The sequence below is a fragment of the Paenibacillus sp. USDA918EY genome, from assembly GCF_009870825.1.
Taxonomy (GTDB): domain Bacteria; phylum Bacillota; class Bacilli; order Paenibacillales; family Paenibacillaceae; genus Paenibacillus_AQ; species Paenibacillus_AQ albilobatus.
This window is the reverse complement of sequence record NZ_WTWY01000018.1, coordinates 40,583-60,619: the sequence shown is the minus strand read 5'-3', so window position 1 is coordinate 60,619 and position 20,037 is coordinate 40,583. Positions and strand designations below refer to the sequence as shown.

General features: G+C 51.7%; 17 protein-coding genes and 1 other annotated feature. Of the genes, 13 read left to right on the top strand and 4 right to left on the bottom strand.

Going from position 1 to position 20,037, the window contains the following annotated elements; all coding sequences use genetic code 11:
* Positions 1 to 34 precede the first annotated feature (34 nt).
* Entirely contained in the window at positions 35 to 574 is a 540-nt protein-coding gene (locus GQY55_RS25850) for an NADPH-dependent FMN reductase (protein ID WP_160044803.1), read from the bottom strand.
* Between the two features lie 407 nt (positions 575 to 981).
* Between GQY55_RS25850 and GQY55_RS25845 the strand changes: the two genes are divergently transcribed.
* The 10 genes from GQY55_RS25845 (at position 982) to asd (ending at position 13,429) form a co-directional block, all read left to right on the top strand.
* On the top strand, positions 982 to 2,784 hold the full coding sequence (locus GQY55_RS25845) for a glycoside hydrolase family 30 protein (RefSeq protein WP_160044802.1): 1,803 nt from the start codon (positions 982 to 984) through the stop codon (positions 2,782 to 2,784).
* Positions 2,785 to 2,929: 145 nt separating this feature from the next.
* Positions 2,930 to 5,218, top strand: coding sequence for a 5-methyltetrahydropteroyltriglutamate--homocysteine S-methyltransferase (metE, locus tag GQY55_RS25840; protein WP_160044801.1), 2,289 nt, complete (start codon positions 2,930 to 2,932; stop codon positions 5,216 to 5,218).
* A gap of 356 nt (positions 5,219 to 5,574) precedes the next feature.
* Positions 5,575 to 6,522 carry a bifunctional riboflavin kinase/FAD synthetase gene (locus GQY55_RS25835; RefSeq protein ID WP_160044800.1) on the top strand — a complete coding sequence of 316 codons (948 nt, stop codon included), beginning with the start codon at positions 5,575 to 5,577 and terminating at the stop codon, positions 6,520 to 6,522.
* A gap of 43 nt (positions 6,523 to 6,565) precedes the next feature.
* Positions 6,566 to 6,811, top strand: coding sequence for a DUF1450 domain-containing protein (locus GQY55_RS25830; protein ID WP_160044799.1), 246 nt, complete (start codon positions 6,566 to 6,568; stop codon positions 6,809 to 6,811).
* Between the two features lie 286 nt (positions 6,812 to 7,097).
* The gene (locus tag GQY55_RS25825) at positions 7,098 to 8,033 is read left to right on the top strand and encodes a cation diffusion facilitator family transporter (RefSeq protein ID WP_160044798.1); all 936 of its coding nucleotides are present in this window, start codon (positions 7,098 to 7,100) and stop codon (positions 8,031 to 8,033) included.
* Positions 8,034 to 8,297: 264 nt separating this feature from the next.
* The gene (locus GQY55_RS25820) at positions 8,298 to 9,122 is read left to right on the top strand and encodes an N-acetyltransferase (protein ID WP_160044797.1); all 825 of its coding nucleotides are present in this window, start codon (positions 8,298 to 8,300) and stop codon (positions 9,120 to 9,122) included.
* 224 nt (positions 9,123 to 9,346) lie between these two features.
* A complete protein-coding gene (locus GQY55_RS25815) occupies positions 9,347 to 10,651 on the top strand; it encodes a discoidin domain-containing protein (RefSeq protein WP_160044796.1) in 1,305 nt (434 codons plus the stop codon).
* 151 nt (positions 10,652 to 10,802) lie between these two features.
* Positions 10,803 to 11,207 (top strand): excisionase family DNA-binding protein, encoded by a 405-nt coding sequence (locus tag GQY55_RS25810; RefSeq protein WP_160044795.1) that lies wholly within the window; start codon positions 10,803 to 10,805, stop codon positions 11,205 to 11,207.
* A gap of 147 nt (positions 11,208 to 11,354) precedes the next feature.
* Positions 11,355 to 11,816: a pyridoxamine 5'-phosphate oxidase family protein gene (locus GQY55_RS25805; protein WP_160044794.1), complete on the top strand. Its 462-nt coding sequence runs from the start codon at positions 11,355 to 11,357 to the stop codon at positions 11,814 to 11,816.
* Between the two features lie 84 nt (positions 11,817 to 11,900).
* Positions 11,901 to 12,160 (top strand) — a binding site (T-box leader).
* A 183-nt stretch (positions 12,161 to 12,343) separates the two neighbouring features.
* Complete coding sequence (gene asd / locus GQY55_RS25800; RefSeq protein ID WP_160044793.1) at positions 12,344 to 13,429, top strand: aspartate-semialdehyde dehydrogenase; 1,086 nt, start codon at positions 12,344 to 12,346, stop codon at positions 13,427 to 13,429.
* 51 nt (positions 13,430 to 13,480) lie between these two features.
* Here the strand turns inward: asd and GQY55_RS25795 are convergent, their stop codons facing one another.
* From GQY55_RS25795 to GQY55_RS25785, 3 genes are all read right to left on the bottom strand, one after another.
* Entirely contained in the window at positions 13,481 to 14,416 is a 936-nt protein-coding gene (locus GQY55_RS25795) for a VanZ family protein (protein WP_160044792.1), read from the bottom strand.
* Between the two features lie 318 nt (positions 14,417 to 14,734).
* Complete coding sequence (locus GQY55_RS25790) at positions 14,735 to 15,655, bottom strand: carbohydrate deacetylase (RefSeq protein ID WP_160044791.1); 921 nt, start codon at positions 15,653 to 15,655, stop codon at positions 14,735 to 14,737.
* A 137-nt stretch (positions 15,656 to 15,792) separates the two neighbouring features.
* The gene (locus tag GQY55_RS25785; RefSeq protein ID WP_160044790.1) at positions 15,793 to 16,647 is read right to left on the bottom strand and encodes a helix-turn-helix transcriptional regulator; all 855 of its coding nucleotides are present in this window, start codon (positions 16,645 to 16,647) and stop codon (positions 15,793 to 15,795) included.
* A 202-nt stretch (positions 16,648 to 16,849) separates the two neighbouring features.
* Here GQY55_RS25785 and GQY55_RS25780 point away from each other — a divergent pair, with 202 nt between their 5' ends.
* The 3 genes from GQY55_RS25780 to GQY55_RS25770 all read left to right on the top strand — a co-directional run bounded on the left by GQY55_RS25780 (position 16,850) and on the right by GQY55_RS25770 (position 19,878).
* Positions 16,850 to 18,742 carry a beta-L-arabinofuranosidase domain-containing protein gene (locus tag GQY55_RS25780; protein WP_236575863.1) on the top strand — a complete coding sequence of 631 codons (1,893 nt, stop codon included), beginning with the start codon at positions 16,850 to 16,852 and terminating at the stop codon, positions 18,740 to 18,742.
* A 78-nt stretch (positions 18,743 to 18,820) separates the two neighbouring features.
* Positions 18,821 to 19,624 carry a carbohydrate-binding protein gene (locus GQY55_RS25775; protein ID WP_201452241.1) on the top strand — a complete coding sequence of 268 codons (804 nt, stop codon included), beginning with the start codon at positions 18,821 to 18,823 and terminating at the stop codon, positions 19,622 to 19,624.
* 59 nt (positions 19,625 to 19,683) lie between these two features.
* Entirely contained in the window at positions 19,684 to 19,878 is a 195-nt protein-coding gene (locus GQY55_RS25770) for a small acid-soluble spore protein H (protein WP_160044788.1), read from the top strand.
* Positions 19,879 to 20,037: the final 159 nt, after the last annotated feature.

Below are 20,037 nucleotides of genomic sequence, written 5' to 3'. Positions count from 1 at the left end.
GGCTTCGGCCAGGGACGGTCCCGTTCTGCGATGATTAGAGCAACGTTTTAAGCGCGCCGCTCCATGCAAGCACTTGATCCAGCATTCCGTTCAGGTTCGTCAGATGCAGATCGGCAGGCTTGAACGTCGAGAAGTTTTCAAAGTCGGTGAACAGCGACAGCGCCGGATGGATACGAACGTCCGCCACGGACAATTCGCCCAAAATGCCGCGCAAATGTTCCGCCGCACGGGCGCCGCCGACGGAACCGTAGCTGACGATCCCTGCAGCTTTGTTAATCCATGCATCGCGAGCATAATCAAGCGCGTTTTTCAGCGAAGCGGTGATGCTGTGGTTGTATTCCTGCACGATAAAAACGAAGCCGTCCAATTCGAAAAGCTTCTTGTTCCAAGCTTCAGCTTGTTCCGAAGCGTCCGCTTCTCCCAGGAGGGGCAGCTTGTATTCGGCAATGTCCACGATCTCATAGTTCGCGTCGCCGCGTTCGTCCGCGATTTTTTTGACCCATTCCCCAACCTGCGGGCTCAAACGGCCTTCGCGGGTGCTTCCCAAAATAATACCAATGTTCAGTTTAGACATCTCTTCTTCTCTCCTTATCGGATTGTAGTAATCGTGTTATGAATTGATTCGGTTGTTAGTATCATAATATCATCGCATATACATTGTCAAGTAACTTACAATAAGTTTGCGACTTATTTTGTATTCCGGCTTTAAAACCTGCCTCTTTGTTATATGACGAGGTCATCCAAAAAAGTCACGGAAGTGTTAAAAGCAAGTCATCATCCTGGTAGCGCGGCGAAAAAGAGATGGATATAATCTAGTTGCAAGCGCTTACAATCACTTTCAAATGGAAAAAAAGGGGGGGAGGGGATTGTCTAGTCGCGGTAAAAGCTTTGAAACGGGTTCGGAAAGCATCGTTCTGTTTTTCTCGGAGTTGTGAAGCGGATTTACATTGATTTTATGACGCTGCGAAAGGTGGTTTTGTTATGGGAAGAACCTTCGTCAAAAAACTGATGGGCATGACGTTAAGCGCGCTGCTGCTCGCCGCTGCGGCCTTGCCGTTTACCGCGCAGGCGGCATCGGATGTCACCGTCAATTGGAACGATGTCAAACAGGAGATCGACGGGTTCGGAGTTTCGCAGGCCGGTTGGTCCGATGCCATCTACGATTTGAGGGAACCGGCTCGGAGCGAGGTGATGGACCTGCTGTTCAGGCCCGATACCGGGATCGGCATATCGATTTTCCGCGGCGCGTTGTTCCCCGAGTTCAATCCCGCTCCGGGGCAATACGATTTTAATGTAAGACCCGATCAGGTATGGGTCATGCAGCAGGCGAAAGCGAGAGGAGTCGATAAACTGATCGCCAGCACCTGGAGTCCTCCGGCGTGGATGAAAACGAACAACTCGACGACTCACGGCGGGTATTTGAAGCAGGAGAATTACGGCGATTACGCTGCGCTGATGTCCAAATTCATCAAGGCATACAAGCAGCAGTTCGGCCTGGATCTGTACGCCGTTTCGATCGCCAACGAACCCAACTCCATGACGTTTCTGTCCTGGGATTCGAGCGAATGGAATTCGACGAACTTCCAGGTGTTCCTGAAAGATTATTTGAAACAGGCCATGATCAATGAAGGCGTTCAAGCGACCAAAGTCATCGCCGGCGAATCGTCCTGGTGGTCCGAGGACCTGATCAAAGATTCGTTAAACGATCCCGCTTCCGCCGAAAGGCTCGATATCGTCGCCGGCCACAATTACCCCGTGCCGATTATCAATACGGAGCTGCCGACAACCCCGTTTTCGACGGCCCTTTCCAAAGGGAAAAAGGTATGGATGACGGAGGTGTCCAAGGTCGACTCCTACGATCCGGGCATGGGATCAGGCCTCAAATTCGCCAAGCAGATGCATAACTTCATGACCAAGGCGGGCGTTAATGCGTGGATGGATTGGACCGGCGCGATCCCGGGCAACAACGACGAAGGGCTTATCAATGTCGACAAAGCCGCCAACACGTACGCAGTAACGAAACGCTACTATACATTCGGAAATTTCAGCAAGTTCATCAAACCCGGCTACGTGCGGATCGGAGCCCCTGACAGTCCCCAATCGGGCGTATACACCTCGGCTTATAAAGATCCGGCCACCGGCAAATTCACGATCGTCGCCATTAACGACAACGACGCCACGTCGGAATTCGACCTTGTGCCAAGCGGTTTTACGGCCGGCCGCCTGACGCCTTATACGACCAACGACAACCTCAATCTGGCCGCAGGTCCAGCCATTCCTTTGCAAAACGGAAAATTTCACGCCATTCTTCCTCCAAAAAGCGTCGTGACCTACACCGGCGAAAACGGCTCGCCGTCTCTCCAGGAACAAACGCTCACGGACGAATTAAACGACTGGTCCAAAACCTACTCCCACACCAGCGGCCTCGTCATGGACTCCAGCAACAGCGGATATTTTAACGGCGATACGTCCCGGGTAAAACGCAATAACGGCACCACCGAAAGCTTCGTTTACAACGTTCCGAACATTACGAATTTTAAAGCGGATCTGTATCAATTCAGCATTTGGGACGGCGTCGCGTTTTACGCGTCGGCCGACAACGAGCATTGGACGCAAATTGCCCATACGAGCACGCCAGGCAGCTACACCGGAAGCAAATGGTACAAAAAAACGTATACACCGCTGCAAATGCCCGCAGGCACCCAGTATTTGAAAATCGAATTATCCGGCAGCGACTCCTGGGAAAAGCAAGTTTCCCGAGTGGTAATCAACTCTTTATCATAATCGAAAGACGGAAGCTTTGAGTATAGTTTTTAACTATAACTGGATATAGGATAATACAGTTACGCTATATCCATCAATACGTGATATCTTTCTTGTAACCATTTTATTTAGGATTTGGCAAAATCTTAATTAGGAGTGTTACAAGATGACAAAAAGCAGTGTTTTGGGATACCCGCGCATCGGATCGAACCGTGAATGGAAAAAAGCGCTGGAAGCGTTTTGGGCCGGAAAAATCGACGAAACGGAATTTCAAAGCCGGTTGAAGGACATCCGGTTGGACCATTTGCGCAAACTTCGGGAAAAAGGCATCGACCTGATCCCGGTCAACGATTTCAGCTATTATGACCATGTTCTGGATACGGCCGCGATGTTCGGCATTATTCCGAAGCGTTTTGATTATGACGGGGGCGCCGTGCCTTTGTCCGTTTATTACGGAATCGCCCGCGGCACGAAAAATGCGGCGGCGAGCGAAATGACGAAGTGGTTCAATACCAACTATCATTATATCGTTCCGGAATTGGATGGGGCGACGCCGGCGATTACCGAAAACAAACCGCTGGCAGCCTATCGGGAAGCGAAGGAACATCTCGGCATCGAAGGGAAACCGGTCCTTCTCGGACCGCTGACCTTCCTCAAACTGTCCAAAGGGTACTCCGAATCCGAAACGGATGCCTGGCTTGAGCGATTGCTCCCGCTTTATGTGCAAATTCTTCGGGAGCTTGCGCTTGAAGGGGTGGCATGGGTGCAAATCGACGAGCCGATCCTGGTCACCCGTCTATCCGGCGAAGACCTTGGGCGGCTCAAAACCATCTACGGCACGTTTGCCGCAGAGGTCCCGGCCCTTAACGTCATGCTGCAAACGTATTTCGAAGCGATCGAAAATTACGATGAAATCGTCGCGCTGCCGGTTCAGGGCATCGGGCTTGATTTTGTGCACGGATTCGCCGGAAATATCCGGTCGATCAAGTCGTCGGGATTCCCTGCGGATAAAGTTTTGGGAGCGGGTATCGTCGACGGAAGGGGGATCTGGAAGGCGCCGCTCCGCGAAAAGCTCGGACTGCTCGAGACGCTTCAGCAGTTCGTTTCGGCCGACCGGATCGTCGTGCAGTCCTCGTGCAGCCTGCTGCATGTCCCCGTCACCGTCCAAAACGAAACGAAGCTGCTGCCGGAACTGAAAAACGCGCTGGCGTTCGCCGACGAGAAAGTGGACGAAATCGTACTTTTGACCAAAGCCGTTTCCTCGGGCAAGGACGCCGTCGCCGGCGAACTCGAAGCTTGCGACCTAGCGATCGGGGCGTTGATGCAGTCAAAAGAGCGCAACCGGAGCGATATCCAAGATGCGGTTGCCGTCATCGGCAAGCAGGACGGCAGAAGGAATCTGCCTTTTGCCGAACGGCATGCCGCCCAGCAGCAAAAATGGCAGCTCCCGGTTCTTCCGACGACGACCATTGGCAGTTTTCCGCAATCGGTCGAGGTCCGCAAAGCCAGGCAGCTGTGGAGAAAAGGAGAATGGAGCAGCGAACAATACGCCGGCTTCATCCGCGATCAAATCGATACGTGGATCAACCTGCAGGAGGACATCGGGCTTGACGTGCTGGTCCATGGCGAATTCGAGCGGACGGACATGGTGGAGTTTTTCGGCGAAAAGCTCGGAGGTTTTGCGTTCACGCAATACGGATGGGTGCAGTCGTACGGCTCCCGATGCGTCAAACCGCCGATCATATTCGGGGACGTTGCGTTCGAAGAGCCGATGACGGTCGAGGAAACGAAATATGCCCAATCGAAAACGAGCCGCCCCGTCAAAGGCATGCTGACCGGCCCGATTACGATCATGAACTGGTCGTTCGTCCGGGAAGATATCTCCCGCGAACAAATCGCCTACCAACTGGCCTATGCGTTGAGACAGGAGGTAGAGGCGCTAGAGAAAGCCGGTATCGGCTTGATTCAAGTCGATGAGCCTGCCGTCCGCGAAGGGCTGCCGCTGAAGGAAAAAGATCAGGCGGAATATCTGGCCTGGGCCGTAAAAGCTTTCCGCTTGACGACATGCACGGTCCAGGATACGACGCAAATTCACACGCATATGTGCTATTGCGAGTTCCATGACATGATCGATTCGATCACGGAGATGGATGCCGACGTCATTTCGATCGAAACCTCGCGCAGCCATGGCGAACTGATCCACAGCTTCGAGGAAAACACGTACGGGCTTGGCATCGGTCTCGGCGTATACGATATCCACAGTCCGCGCGTTCCGGGCGTCGAGGAGATGACCGGCATGATCGACCGCGCGCTGCGCGTGCTCGATCCGAAGCTGTTCTGGATCAATCCGGACTGCGGGTTGAAAACCCGGGGTATGGATGAAACCATCGCCTCCTTGCGCAACATGGTGGAAGCGACGAAAATTTCGCGAGACAAATACGCCGTTCGGGTCTAATGGTTACCCGGACGCTCAAAACCCGCATTTTTGCGGGTTTTTTCTTTGCCAGAACTTTGCAAAATCCTCCTTTGCATAAAAAGAACGGTATTGGAGTTATTCCTGTTTGCGAGTATAATATTTCTATCTTATTTATGCATAGCCGCTTTCAAAAAGTATGCTTCATCTGCATTCCGCCACGAAGAGCCGTTACGATGTTTGCGTCCCTGGAAAGCGATTGATTTTTTCCAACCATTATGTTCTAATGGAGTCACCTACTTTTTATACATTTGACTTTACTAAGTGCTTATTTTTTGAATGAAATTTCATTTTAAACAAACAATCATGAATAAACGATCAAAGCGGGGGATTTTGTTATGGAAGTCATTGATATCTCGTCAAAGCCGCCTGTCGATTCCAAACCGGTCGTACTGATGATCGGCAAATTCGACGGAATCCATAAAGGACATCAGGCGATTCTCGAAACGGCCCGTCGGTTGAAAGGGGAAGGGGAGTCGCTTGCCGTCATGAGCTTTTCGGAGCATCCGCTCTGGGTATTGAAACAGGATGAGGCGTTCAAGCGGAAAATCACGCCGGACGGCGACAAATTGCGCATTCTTGAGCAATATGGCGTCGAACGTTATTACCGGATTCGTTTCTCGAAGGAATATGCGGAGGTTTCCGCGGAGGAATTCGTGCTGGAGCATCTTTCAAACCTGAACGTCAAACGGATCGTTGTCGGGGAAGGTTTTCGCTTCGGCCACGGACAGGGAGGCGGTACGAAGGAACTAAGCGAGCTTTGTTCCCGGATCGGCGCGGAAGTGACGGTGATCCCGCTCGTCACCGAAAACGGGGCGAAAATAAGCAGCGCGGCGATTCGTTCCGACATATCAAACGGCCATGTGGAAGCGGCGGCAGCCCTTTTAAACCGTCCATACTCTGTTACGGGGATCGTCATTCACGGCCAGAAGCTCGGAAGGAAACTCGGTTTTCCTACTATTAATATGGGCGGCGTGGACGACTATGTATTTCCAAAGCCCGGCGTTTACGTGGGGACGGCCCAAATCCACGGCGAACCGGAGGGGAAAGATCGATACGACGTATTGATCAGCGCGGGGTATCGCCCGACCGTCGATGGAGAAGGGTATTTGATCGAAGCTTTTCTGCTTGACTTTTCCGGGGATTTGTACGACCGGACCGTAACGATCGGCTTCACGCATTATTTGCGCGGCGAAATCAAGTTCACGGGATTGGATGCGTTGATCGCGCAAATGAAACAAGATGAGGCCAATGCAAGAAAGCTGCTTTCCGCAAGTCCCGTCTAAATCGCGAACGAACCATCGTTTCTGTTCTCGGGGAGGGAAAGCCATGGGAATCATCATCGTCGAAATTTGCGACGGCAGTCTCATTCGGGCGATCGATATCGCCGACCTATTGGAAGCCGAATATCCGGAGGTTGCCGTGCTTGAAAGCACCTGCCTCTCGTTTTGCGGCATTTGCGCGAGAAGGCCCTATGCGCTCGTCAACGGCAAGCGGATTTTTGCCAAAACGGCTGAAGAATGCCTCGATCTTATCAGGCAGCGCATTGAGAAAGAATTGGAAATCTATGCATAACAAGTACCCGAACCTGATTTCAAATACAGGGCCCAGGGTATACGGAAAAAGGTTTCGACGAACCTAACAGGTATTCGAAAAACCCCAAATTTAGAAATGATTTCGGCGAAGCTGTGCGAGTGAAAACTCGGCAGCTTTTTTTGTTGGCGTGGGTTGGTGTGGTAATGAAAATCATTTGTAAGATCCAAGAAAAGTTCATTTGACCGCTTAAACAAAAACGTGTATATTGATTATATAAATTATCAGATTAGAATAATTCTAATTTAAATACAGGAGGAATGAAGACATGAAAAATTACGACTATCATCATCTGGACCACGTCAAAGAGCAGCATACTTCGAAAAAAACGCTCTGGATTACCCTGCTTCTGACATTGTTTTTCACCATTGTCGAAGTCGCGGGCGGGCTGATCTCCCATTCCTTGGCCTTGTTATCCGATTCCGCGCATATGATATCCGACGTATTGGCTTTAGGGTTAAGCATGGCCGCCATATATATGGCCACCCGGAAGCCGAACCGGAAATACACGTTCGGGTTTCTGCGGTTTGAGATCATTGCATCGTTTTTGAACGGCCTGGCATTGGCCGTCATTGCATTGGGCATTTTCGTGGAAGGCATTCAGCGCATGATCCATCCGGTGGACGTGAAGCTGCCGACGATGCTGACCATCGCGGTGATCGGGCTGATCGTCAATATCGTTTTGACCGTTGTTCTCAGCCGCAGCATGAGGGAAGAAGAAAATTTGAACGTGAAAAGCGCGCTTTGGCATTTTTTAGGAGATCTGCTGAGCTCCGTCGGCATCATCGTATCGGCCGTACTGATTCATTTTACCGGATATCAATTTCTGGATCCGCTGATCAGCATGGTCATCGGGGGAATTATTTTTACCGGAGGGGCCAAAATCATCCGCGAATCCTACCTCGTGCTGATGGAATCGGTGCCGGACAAATTCGATTTGGACGCCATTCGGAAAGATATCCGCGCGTTGGAAGGAATTGAAGACGTGCATGAGCTTCATTTGTGGTCCGTTTCGACCGAGCATTACTCGTTGACCGCCCACGTGTTCATTCGGAAAGACATGCAGCCTTTTTACGTTATTTCTGCGATCAATGCGCTGTTGCAGGAAAAATACGGCATCGCCCATTCCACCATTCAAATCGAACATCCGTCGATCCACGATCACGGGGAATATGGACAGCGGTTTTTGCTGAAACATGCTTGAGCGGCAGTGCTCCAAGCGATTTAAAATAATTTTCATGGTGCCGCAGCCTTATGCGGTTTAAAAATCGATTGACGAGAAAAATGCAGTCAAATACAATAAAGGCAAATATGTGAAATGCTAGAATGATGTTTTTATCATGGATAGGGTTTTGCCTCTTACGTCGAATGCCGTAGATGGACCGTTGTTCATCTGCGGTTTTTTGCATCCATCGGGCCTATGCGTGCCTGCAACATAATGTTCATATTAAAAAGGAGTGTTGAAGAGGTGCACACATGGCCAGTGACCCATGAAGCTTTAGCGAAGCGAATCCAACGGGCCGAAATCGGCTTTACGGCCTCGCGGATCCGTTCCATCGGCGAACAACCGGGCAATCCGCAAGGCGTCGAAATTCAAACCTTCGGAAGCGCCGTTGCCTTTTACGTCAAAACGATGCCTTGGGGGTTGTTTAATTCGGTCAAGGGGTTGTCTGGTGACGACGCAGGCAGGGTTGAAGATATCATCCGGTTTTATAAAGAGCGGAATCGTGCTTTTCTGCTGGATATCGATCCGGTGGATACGGACCCGAAGCTGTTCCGCCATGTGGCGGAAAACGGGCTGTTCCAGCAAGGTTTCCATTCCGTCCTGTATGGAATGCCTGACCCCCAAAAGCCGGAACTCCCTTCAGGCGTCACGATTCGCCAGGTGGACAATGAAGCGGATTTCGATGCTTATGCAGGCATTCATTGCGTCGGCTCCGGAATGGATATCGCCCATAAACATCATTTTGCGGAGAACAATATCGGGTTGCTGAACCGGCCGGGTTGGACATTGTATTTGGCCTATTGGCAGGATCAGCCCGCAGCGGTCGGCGTCATGCATGTCTCCGATGGGATTGCCTCGTTTACGCTTGCGGCTACGCATCCCGAGTTTCGGAACAAAGGCTTGCAGTCTGCGCTTTTGAAATGGCGGATGCATGAAGCCTATCAAGCCGGATGCGAATTGGTCGCCGCCCAGGCCGCATTCGGGAGCACAAGCCAAAACAACATGGAGCGGGCCGGTATGCGTCTTGCTTGGACGCGGGCCGTTTGGGCCCCTCTTTCGGGAAGCTGAGCCAGCCATCCAAGTTAAGGAGCGGCCGCCTGATCCATGCTTAATGATTACGACGGACTGGTAAAATGATATCTTCATTTTCTCCTCGTCGGCTGATTTTGGAAAAAAGCGAAATTCGTGCAAGCGGTTCGATTCTAAAACCCGAGAGCTGACACATATCGTTAGATAGCGTCGAGTTCTTGTTGCACAGAACGCTTTTTACCATTTTTCCGCGAGGTGAACGAATGAAAAGAAAAACGCTTTACTGGCTTCTCAGCTGCCTGATCCTGGTCGGGTTATTTCCGGCGGGCGCGTCCGCGCAAACGGAATCGGAATCCGTCATTTACGGGGGCGGACCGTTTTATTCCGGCGGCACGGCAACGATGAACACTCTGAAACAATCCGGCTTTACGACCGTGATGTTATGGACGATCCACGTCCACGGCAACGGAGATCTTTATTACAACGATCAGCTCGTCGTTTCCAACGGGAGCTATGTCGGCAATTCGGCTTGGCCGGGCCAGCTCGCAACGCTCAAGCAAGCGCCGACCTCGGTCAAACGCCTCGAAATCAGCGTCGGCTCTTGGGGCGTAAGCGATTTTCAAAACATTAAAAACCTGATTGCTTCCCAAGGCACCGGCACGAACAGCATTTTGTACAAAAATTTTGTCGCGCTGAAAAACGCCACGTCGGCCGATGCCGTGAGCTTCGACAACGAAGATTTGTACGACGTCGCCTCATCGGTGTCGTTCGGCAAAATGCTGTCCGATCTTGGATTCACAATCACGTTATGTCCTTATACCAATGTCAGCTATTGGAAAAGCGTCAAATCCCAGCTCGGCGCTAGCGTGGACCGCATTTACTTGCAGGTATACGACGGAGGCGCCGGAAACGATCCTGCCTACTGGAACGGCCAAATGGGAATGACCGTAATGCCGGGACTTGACAGCAAAACGTCCAGCGGCGGCAATACGCCGGGGCAGGTCGCCAGCCGGATGGCCGGTTGGAAGGCGTCGGCGGGCATTACCGGGGGATTTATCTGGTATTACGACGCGATATTGAATAATCCGAGCGCCGGTTCGGCGGCCGATTATGCGGCAGCCATCAACAATGCGCTGTCCTCGCCAAGCTCTGGATCGCTGACGACCGGCGGGACGGCTGCGGCAAGTTCGACGAACAGCCCGGCCGGAGAAGAGAAAGAAAAAGCGTTCGATGGCAGCAGCGCGACCAAATGGCTTATTTTTGCGAATTCGGGCTGGATTCAGTATCAGTTCGGAAACAACGCCGCCCATGCCGCTGCGTCGTATTCGATCACGTCCGCCAATGATTTTCCCGCCAGGGATCCGAAAAACTGGACGCTTCTCGGTTCTAACGACGGCACGAACTGGACGACGCTGGATACCCGCTCGAACGAAAGTTTTTCAAGCCGTTTTCAGACGAAAACTTATGGGTTGAACAATTCGACAGCGTTTAAATATTACCGATTGAACGTTACGGCAAACAACGGCGGAGCAGAGCTGCAAATCGCCGAGATCGGTTTGTATCCATAACATCCGCATGTTCCGGCGGACTGCTTCGGCAGTTCGCCGGACTATTTTTTCTGTCTAAAAACACGTGGTATGAAGATGAACCTTTTTAATTTACATACCACTTTTTATCTTTTATTATAGGGATAATTGAGGATAAGAGGTGAACGCGTTTATGAATGCCAAAGAAGCTGCCGTGCTGCTCGGGGTTCATTACAAAACGGTGCTGAATATGATCAATGACGGCCGCTTGACGGCTACCAAAACCGATTCCGGGGATTGGGATATAAGCGAAAGCGATCTGGCCGCCCGCGAGCAGCAAATCCATGACAAGGAATTTTCGGCGATTTATGCCCATATGGCTGTCCAAATGATCGAGAAAACTCACAACCGGGCGGTGAAGGCTGCTCGCGAAGAACTTCTATTTGCTGCGCGGTCTCTCGTTAAACATGCAGACCGTCCAAGGCAGTTCAGCCAACAGGCGAAACGCCTACAGGACGCTCTCGATGCATACAAAGCGGCGGAAGCGTTCACGATCACGGTCGAATCCATCCGGAAGCAGGCGGAAAGCGAAAGCTGATGGAAAACAAACGTTGAGCGTCTTGCGGAGCATCCGGCGTCACAGTTATCGAACACGATTGCATGTTATGCTTAACAAAGGGCTTGCCTTCCACAGGCTGGTTCTTTCTTGTATTTGCATCATGATGAAGAGGGAGAGATATTATCCATGGAAACGATCGAAATTTCGGATGATCTTTTTGAACTGCTGGACGGCGAACGGCTCGACCGAAAACAACATGAAGCGATGATGCTGATGACCGTAACCGACGATGGCTGGCCTCATAATGCGATGATCAGCGTCGGGGAAATCGTCGCGCTCGACAAAAAAACGCTGCGGTTGGCCTTATGGCCCGGAACGAATACGACCCAAAACTGCATTCGAAGCGGAAAAGCGCTTCTCGTGGCCGTCTATAAAGGAAAAGTGAATTACGTACGCCTTTCGCTTTCGCGGATCGGGATGGCGGAAGAAGCTAAACATCCGTTGGAGCGGTTTTCGGCCGTCGTCGCTTCGTTTAAAGAAGATGTGGCCAAATACGCGGATATTACTTCGGGGATACAGATTCAATTAAAAAATCCGGACGAAGTGCTGACGCGATGGAAAGAAACGGTGAAGGAAACGTTAGGCTGATCGGTTTTATGAATTTTCAAAAAACATATTTACCTCACGCCGATTTTTTTATATGATAAACGTAATATTAAATGCTGCATCATATCAAATGCGATGAAGAGAAGAGTAAATAAATCGATTCTTTCACAGAGAGCTCCGTCCGCTGAAAAGGAGCAAAGGGTTATTTATTGAACAAAGCCTCCGAGCAGCACATTGGAACCGGATCACGGGGATAGTGTGCCAGGTGCTCCTGTTACAGGGCTAGAGTATATGCATGGATCGCATGCCGTACTTGAAGAGGCCAATATGGCGACATATTGGCGAATTTGGGGTGGTACCACGAGTGTTCAAATCTCGTCCCTGAGACTACGGTCTTGGGGGTGGGATTTTTTATTGTATCAAGGTTCGATGCTGCATGTACGACATGTACGCCGCACAGACGAACTGAATAGGTAATGAGTATAGGAAGATTGATGATACCGGTCCGGTTGGCGGACGATCTAAACAAACCTCAAACATGATGACACTATCGAAAGGATTTGAAACTTATGGCTGAAAAACTGAAAGCGGGTATTGTCGGAGGAACGGGAATGGTTGGTCAGCGTTTTGTCCAGCTGCTGGATCAGCATCCTTGGTTCGAAGTGACCGCGATTGCTGCAAGCAAAAATTCGGCGGGCAAAACGTACGAGGAATCCGTGCAGGGCAGATGGAAAATGGCCGGATCCATACCGGAGCAGGTTAGAAATATCGTCGTGCAGGATGCTTCGCAAGTCGAAGAATTTGCCTCCCAGGTCGATTTTATCTTCTGTGCCGTAGATATGAGCAAAGACCAGATCAAGGCGCTGGAAGAGGCGTACGCCAAAACCGGGACTCCCGTCATCTCCAACAACTCGGCGCATCGCTGGACGCCGGACGTTCCGATGGTCATTCCGGAGATCAACCCGGATCATATCGGCGTAATTGAAGCGCAAAGAAAACGCCTGGGCACCAAAACGGGTTTTATTGCGGTAAAACCGAACTGCTCCATTCAGAGCTACGTGCCGGCGCTTCACGCGCTGCTTGATTTCAAACCGGAAAAAGTGGTGGCTTCGACGTATCAGGCGATCTCCGGGGCGGGCAAAAACTTTACCGACTGGCCTGAAATGCTCGACAACGTGATCCCTTACATCGGCGGCGAAGAAGAAAAAAGCGAGCAGGAGCCGCTGCGCATTTGGGGCAGCCTGCAAAACGGCGAAATCGTCAAAGCCAGCTCGCCGCTCATCACGACGCAATGCATTCGCGTTCCGGTGACGGACGGCCATTTGGCCACCGTGTTCGTCTCCTTCGAAAACAAGCCTTCGAAAGAAGAGATCATCGAACGCTGGCGTCAATACAAAGGACGTCCGCAGGAGCTCGGGCTGCCAAGCGCGCCGCAGCAATTCATCACGTATTTTGAGGAAGAAAACCGTCCGCAAACGAAGCTCGACCGCGACATTGAACGCGGCATGGGCGTGTCGGTGGGCAGACTTCGCGAGGACTCCATTTACGATTATAAATTCGTCGGCCTTTCGCATAACACGCTTCGCGGAGCGGCAGGCGGCGCCGTTCTGATCGCCGAGCTGCTGAAAGCGGAAGGATATATTCAGCCGAAGTAAGTTTCGACAAAAAAACAGCACGCCCCCGATTCCGGGAGCTTGCTGTTTTTTTCATTCCCACCAGTGTTTCATTTCTTTAAAGGTGACGTCCCACAACTTTTCATCGCCTTCAAGGGTGACGGTCAGTTCATCCGTTTTTTCGAGAGGCAGTTCGAATTCGTTGATTTGGTTGTCTCCATTCTCGTTCGAAACGGTAAGCCTTTCGCTGCCGTTGACGAAAATCGTTATTTTCCCGTCTTTGCTTGCCTGATCGGGTAATCCGTAATAACCTGCAAGGATCCCTTCTTTACCTCCGATACGGTAAGTATAACTTCCCGTTTTTTTGCCTTCGATTGCATACAGGTTGAGTTGTGGTACGATCTTTTCGCCGCCGATGGCGAAGGGTTGGGGGTGATTCGCTGCGGACGACTGGCCGTTGGCTTCCGGAAGGTCTGTTAAAGCGATGGCCGGACCTTCCTTTTTGGCGAACGTTGCCGTAACCGCTTCGGAAAAGCCTACGAACGCTACGGTCAGAACAACGGCTAACATCCCGGTCCGTGCAAGCTTGCTCCAGATGTTGGACGCGCGGAATCCGAATGCCATTGCCCCATATCCGATGGCGGCGCCGATTGAATTTTGAATCGCGTCATTGATGTCGAAGCTGCCGAGAAACGTCAGCGCCTGCAGCGTTTCCAGCAATAAAATGCCCGCCAAAAAAAGCGAAATGAAAGGGAGGAACTTCAGGCGAAACAGCCAAGGGATCAAGACGCCAAAAGGAATAAATGCCGCCACATTGCTGAAATTGAACAACCATATCATAGAAAAACGCAGATCGGATGTCCTTGGAAATCTCAAACTGAACACAGAGTCGGGTAACCACATAAAGGTATACTCATGAGTTTGTTTGGATGCATCGATCCGTCCGAAGCCAAAAAACATGAGGTATAAAATGACGATGGCATAAAAAATTGTGATTGCTATAATGATTTTGCGTTGTTTAACTTCCATATGAACCCCTTTCGCATTGTATCGACCGTGAACATGTATCAGTATACGATGAGTCCGCTAATCAAGCTATTTGTGATCCTTACGCGAATCTTACAGGCATGTAAGAAACAATCAAACGGTTGATCCGCCCTGGGAAAAAGCCAGGCGATCGACTTCATGCGTTTTTCGGAATCCGGTTCGACTGAAGCCAAGATCCATAAAAAATATGAACTTCATATGAATGGGAAGCGGCTGCTTTTCATAAAGAAACCGAGCCTTTCCGTCAAATAAAACGGCAGGGCTCGGTATTTAGAGAGAAAAAGAAAATGAACCGGAGGGCTAAATTCGTTTATGACTGCGCGACATGGGAAAGTGACGGGCGTTTCTTCGTGATTTAGATGCGTTCCCGGCGCGCGTTGCGGACTTGGATTTGCCCGTCTTGCCGCGGCTGCGGCGAACCCGTGGGAGTTTATGGCCTGAAAGTGGAGCGGGAGGGAGGACGTCCGCCGGCCAATTCAATGCAGCATAATTGACCGGAACGATGCCCATCGACTGCATGGCATAAGCCAAGTCGGGATCGGTGAACACGGATAGTTCCCGCTCCCGGATGTCCGTCCATTCCGATATTCCGCGCAGAACGTCATCGACGTATCCCGGGTGGCATACGATCTCCGTGATCCCTTCCGGAAGCGATCGCAAATACCTCATCAATCTTTGCTTCGCTCCGCTGTCGCCATAGGAATCAAGCAGTACGGCGTCGGTCATGCCGGGCAGCTGCACGTCACGTAGCGGATGAACGATTTGGGACCTCCGAAGCGGCACGTTTTCTTTGACGGCTTTTTCCGCCATAACCTTATAAATCACGGGATCGTTTTGATGCAGCAGATGATGGGAATCCAAGTGGGTAGGAATAAGGCCGGTGCCGATCATGCGATTCCACTGCGCATCCAGTTCTTTCTTCACATCGGCCGCATCCCGAAAGCGCATGGTTCTGCCGTCGTGAAAAACGCCGTCCGGCCTTACGAGCGAAGGTACGCTCGCAGGGTTGGAAAGGGGCTTTCCGTAAGTCAGGTTGAAATGCAATCCGATGCCGAGTCCCTGCAGCCATCGGGAGGCGTTGACCGCATCTTCAGAGCCGGGCATGTTGACCATCAAGGAAGTGCTGGTAATTCCTCCAGCCTGATAGGCTCTGATAATGCCGCCGTTGACGGCGGGCGACAGCCCGAAATCGTCGGCGTTGATGATGATTTGCCTGCTCAATGGAGATTCCCCCTGACCATAAAAAATACGGATCATTTGCATGAGGTATATGTCTGTTGATTTAGTCTAATCCGCATCGGAAAAGGTGAAACGGACGGAGGCCTATTATCGAACCCATTTCATCCGTGTCGTGCCTATTATTTTCTGAAAAGCTTTCGGAAGGAATTCGGGGGTTGTCCCGCATTTCGGGCAAAACATCTCACGAAATAAGGAAAGGACCTGAAGCCGGCAAGCTCCGCGATCCGGCCGATCGGTTCATCCGTATGAATGAGCATTCGTTTTGCCTGCTCGATCCGGTATCTCGTCAAATATTCCAATGGGGTGCAGTCAAACGTTTTTTTCATACATAACGAAATGTAGTTGGGGTGGAAATGAAGCGACTCGGATAACATTTGATAGCTGATATGTTCCTTATAATGGCGGCGAAGAAATTCGCCCGCCCGTTCCGCGACGCGAACATGGGGGCTTTCCGCGTATTCGCCTCCTTGATATTGAAGCGCGGACAGCAGATCCTGCAAAAGGATTTGCCGATCCCAGCGCGCTTTTGCGGATTGCTCCGCATTCAGGAGCATGATGCGGCGTACCGCCGATCCGGCCGGCCCGGTCGGCTCCAGCTTTCCCGTCCGCGGAATGTAAATCGAAAATTTCTCGATCCGGGCATAAGGGGTATCCTCCGGTTCCGCCCAATAGGATGCCCCATCCGATGAGGCGTTCCAGCTTCCGAGCGTATGGAAGTGAAGCCAATAAAAATGGGTTTCGGTCCGGCAAGGCTCTGCGGTTCTGTGCGACCGGTCCGGGCGCAGAATCCCGTAATGTCCGGACGCAATATGCAAGGGGCTGCCCTCCTCCTCCAGATACAAGCATCCACTGGTTACCACAAGAAGGTCGAAAACGCCGATGCCGCTCCGGTCCGGATGGGTTCCGCCGGGAGGATACGTGTCTTCCCCGCACGAAACGTAGTGGGGGAGGGGCGGAGATACGAAATGGAACATTGCTCTCCTCCTTCCTTTGGCTTTTATTGCTATTATCATAACGAGAATACGGAGGGATGCCAATAAGCGAAGGATGCCATACAGGTTGCGATCGGATAAAAACAGGTTGTTTTCGGTTATCGAAACCGCCGAACGATCATGTTATATTTCGAAAGAAGCAACGGCGTTTATGCCAAAATCGAATGGAAGGGGAGCGGGAAACGTGAAATTGTTCGAAACTGCATTTGACGATTTGCCGCTTGGAGCGATTAAACCGATGGGCTGGTTGAAGGATCAGCTTCGCATCCAAGCCGACGGGTTAACCGGACACCTGGAGGAGCATTGGCCGGACGTGGGACCGGATAACGGCTGGATCGGAGGCAAAGGAGAAAGCTGGGAACGGGGGCCGTATTATGTGGACGGTCTGCTGCCCTTGGCTTATTTGCTCGAAGACGGGGAACTGATTGCCAAAGCGAAGAAATGGGTGGAATGGACGCTGGCGAACCAAAGAGATGACGGAAGTTTTGGACCTGAGCGGATCGAAACGCCGAATCACGACGTCGACAAATCCCAGGATTGGTGGCATTTGATGATTATGTTAAAGGTCATCGTGCAATATGGAGAAGTGACCGGGGATGAACGGGTGGTTCCACTTTTGACCCGATTTTTTGGTTGCGTCCATCGCGTGATCGGGGAACAACCGCTTCAGGGATGGGCCAAAGCACGCGGCGCGGAGATGCTTCTAAGCATAATCTGGCTTTATAAGCGAACGCAGGATAGCTTTCTGCTGGAATTGGCGGACATCGTTGCAAGCCAGACGACGGATTGGACCGATATTTTTCACGACTTTCCGTTTTGGCGCAAAGTGGATACATTTGACTGGACAACCCACGTCGTCAACGTAGCGATGGGCATCAAGACACCCGGCGTTCTTTATGAGTTGACCGGGGATGCGTTCGAACGCGACGCGGTTCATCGCGGTATCGACTCGCTGATGACGTATCACGGTCAGGCTCACGGCATGTTTTCCGGCGACGAGTTTCTTTCGGGAACGCATCCGAGTCAAGGCGTGGAGCTGTGCGCCGTAGTCGAATACATGTTTTCGATGGAGCAGCTGACCCGGATTTTCGGCGAAGGACGATTCGGGGATATCCTTGAAAAGGTGGCGTTTAATGCGCTGCCTGCGGGGATCGCTCCCGATTGGAGCGCTCACCAATACGACCAGCAGGTAAACCAGATTTTATGCAACGTGGCCCCGCGCAGCTGGGTGAACGGGCCGGATGCGAACATTTTCGGCCTGGAGCCGAATTTTGGCTGCTGTACAGCAAATATGCATCAAGGCTGGCCGAAATATGCCTCGCACTTGTGGATGAGCGATCAAAAAGGCGGGCTTGCAGCCGTCTCCTATGCGCCTTGTACCGTTGAAGCGAGCGTCGGCGGCGGAACGGCCGCCAAACTTACCGTAACCGGCGATTATCCGTTCCGCGAGCAAGTAAGAATAGATATCCATTTGGAGCGTCCGGACACCTTTGCCGTTTCGCTGCGCATTCCTGTTTGGTGCGACCGGCCTGAGGTCACCGTCAATCAAGGCAGGGTGGACATTCAAGTTCAAAACGGTTACGCACGCCTGGAGCGGGAATGGCGCGACGGGGATGTCATCAATCTTGAGCTGCCAATGACGGTCAGGACCTTTTCCCGCAACCAATACGCGGTCAGCGTGGAGCGCGGACCGCTTGTCTACGTGCTGCCGATCAAGGAAAACTGGCAGATGATCCAGCGGCGCGAAAGGTTCCATGACTGGGAAGTGTATCCGGGTTCCGCATGGAAATACGGATTGCTGTCCGACACGGGGTTTGAGGTCGCGGAATCGGAAATTCCCGTGCAGCCTTTTTCCCGGGACGGTGCGCCCGTGCGGATCACGGCATTCGGCAAGCTGATCAAAGACTGGAAGATGGAGGGGAACAATGCCGGCGCACCGCCGATGAACCCTGACTGTGCCGGCCAGCCGGCGACGGAACTTCAGCTGATTCCTTATGGGTGCGCCCGTTTAAGAATCGGAGAATTTCCGCTGATCGGACCCCGAAAGCCTGCCGGAAACCGAAACCGGTGCCTGTAATTTTGTTGATACCTTGTTTCAGCAAGATATGTTATTGTGGTAAAGTATGACATTGACATGCAGATGGGAGGATGCCAATTGGATCGTATCACGCTTGAAGTTTTAGACAGCGACGGAACCGTAAAAGCGGCCGTCACCGATGATGGACAGGTCCAGCTCGTTTATTCCGGCAACTATCAGCCGGGGGACGAAATTGTTTTAAAAAGCGAATCAAAAAACGTATATTTGATTATGCAACTTGACGATGCCATAGGCCCGGCCTTTATCTATTTAAAGGAGCATGAATTCCGCTTTCCCGTTCCGTTCGGCGAGAAAAAGTTTTCCTATTCCCCGAAAGCGTTTTCCGGCGAGCTGCATGCGCTGAACGCGCGACTGGCGGCGGAGGATGAAATCAACGCATACAAAAACGTGGCGCTGAATGCCTATGACCATCATGATAACCACTCCTGCTTTCCCCATGCGAGCGCAAACGTGGAAACCCGGGGCGAATCCGTTTTTGCCGCACGGAACGCGATCAACGGCAACAGCATGAATTATTCCCACGGAAAGTGGCCTTTTGAGTCTTGGGGAATCAACCAGCGGAAGGATGCGGAGATTACGGTCCATTTTGGCAGAACGGTCGACATCGACAAAGTGGCGATCACGATCCGGGCGGATTTTCCGCATGATAATTATTGGGAACGGGTTACGCTGGTTTTTTCGGACGGGAGCCAACATGTTGCAGACCTGGTCAAAACCGACCGGAAGCAGATCATCGTCCTGGAACCTCGAAAAGTGGAGTGGGTTACGCTGAAGGATCTGGTCCAATCGAATGAACCCTCGCCGTTCCCGGCGCTGAGCCAGTTCGAGGTTTTCGGCCGCGAGGCGGCGAAAAGCGAATAGCCAATATTTGCTTTGCGCATAGTAAAAGGCGAACCTATCAATCAAGGAGGCCTTTTCGCATGAATGTACAAAGGGCAAAGGAAATCGCATCGTCCCCGGTCATGGCCAACGTCATGTGCGACGGGACGCCGATCTACATTCAACATGTCGACGAGCAAAACGAAACCGCCCGCATTTACCCGTTGGGTAATCCGCAAGATGAACGGGAAGTGCCTTTGTATTCGTTATCGGAGCAGGATGGAGCGTTGGAATAATCGGCACATGCGGATGCAGTCGGCGTCGTGTTTGTTCATATGCCTATCTCGATCGGGAACGTTCCTTTTTCAATAGCTGCGCGTTATGAAGGTGACCATGTTATCGCTAAAAGCCCTTGGCCGGATCATGCCGGCAAGGGCTTTTTTTCTGCGGGAAGA

Excerpts from the sequence above, each read along its gene's own strand:
- GQY55_RS25850 (WP_160044803.1), bottom strand. The coding sequence starts at position 574 with ATGTCTAAACTGAACATTGGTATTATTTTGGGAAGCACCCGCGAAGGC.
- GQY55_RS25845 (WP_160044802.1), top strand. The coding sequence starts at position 982 with ATGGGAAGAACCTTCGTCAAAAAACTGATGGGCATGACGTTAAGCGCG.
- metE (WP_160044801.1), top strand. The coding sequence starts at position 2,930 with ATGACAAAAAGCAGTGTTTTGGGATACCCGCGCATCGGATCGAACCGT.
- GQY55_RS25835 (WP_160044800.1), top strand. The coding sequence starts at position 5,575 with ATGGAAGTCATTGATATCTCGTCAAAGCCGCCTGTCGATTCCAAACCG.
- GQY55_RS25830 (WP_160044799.1), top strand. The coding sequence starts at position 6,566 with ATGGGAATCATCATCGTCGAAATTTGCGACGGCAGTCTCATTCGGGCG.
- GQY55_RS25825 (WP_160044798.1), top strand. The coding sequence starts at position 7,098 with ATGAAAAATTACGACTATCATCATCTGGACCACGTCAAAGAGCAGCAT.
- GQY55_RS25815 (WP_160044796.1), top strand. The coding sequence starts at position 9,347 with ATGAAAAGAAAAACGCTTTACTGGCTTCTCAGCTGCCTGATCCTGGTC.
- GQY55_RS25810 (WP_160044795.1), top strand. The coding sequence starts at position 10,803 with ATGAATGCCAAAGAAGCTGCCGTGCTGCTCGGGGTTCATTACAAAACG.
- GQY55_RS25805 (WP_160044794.1), top strand. The coding sequence starts at position 11,355 with ATGGAAACGATCGAAATTTCGGATGATCTTTTTGAACTGCTGGACGGC.
- asd (WP_160044793.1), top strand. The coding sequence starts at position 12,344 with ATGGCTGAAAAACTGAAAGCGGGTATTGTCGGAGGAACGGGAATGGTT.
- GQY55_RS25795 (WP_160044792.1), bottom strand. The coding sequence starts at position 14,416 with ATGGAAGTTAAACAACGCAAAATCATTATAGCAATCACAATTTTTTAT.
- GQY55_RS25785 (WP_160044790.1), bottom strand. The coding sequence starts at position 16,647 with ATGTTCCATTTCGTATCTCCGCCCCTCCCCCACTACGTTTCGTGCGGG.
- GQY55_RS25770 (WP_160044788.1), top strand. The coding sequence starts at position 19,684 with ATGAATGTACAAAGGGCAAAGGAAATCGCATCGTCCCCGGTCATGGCC.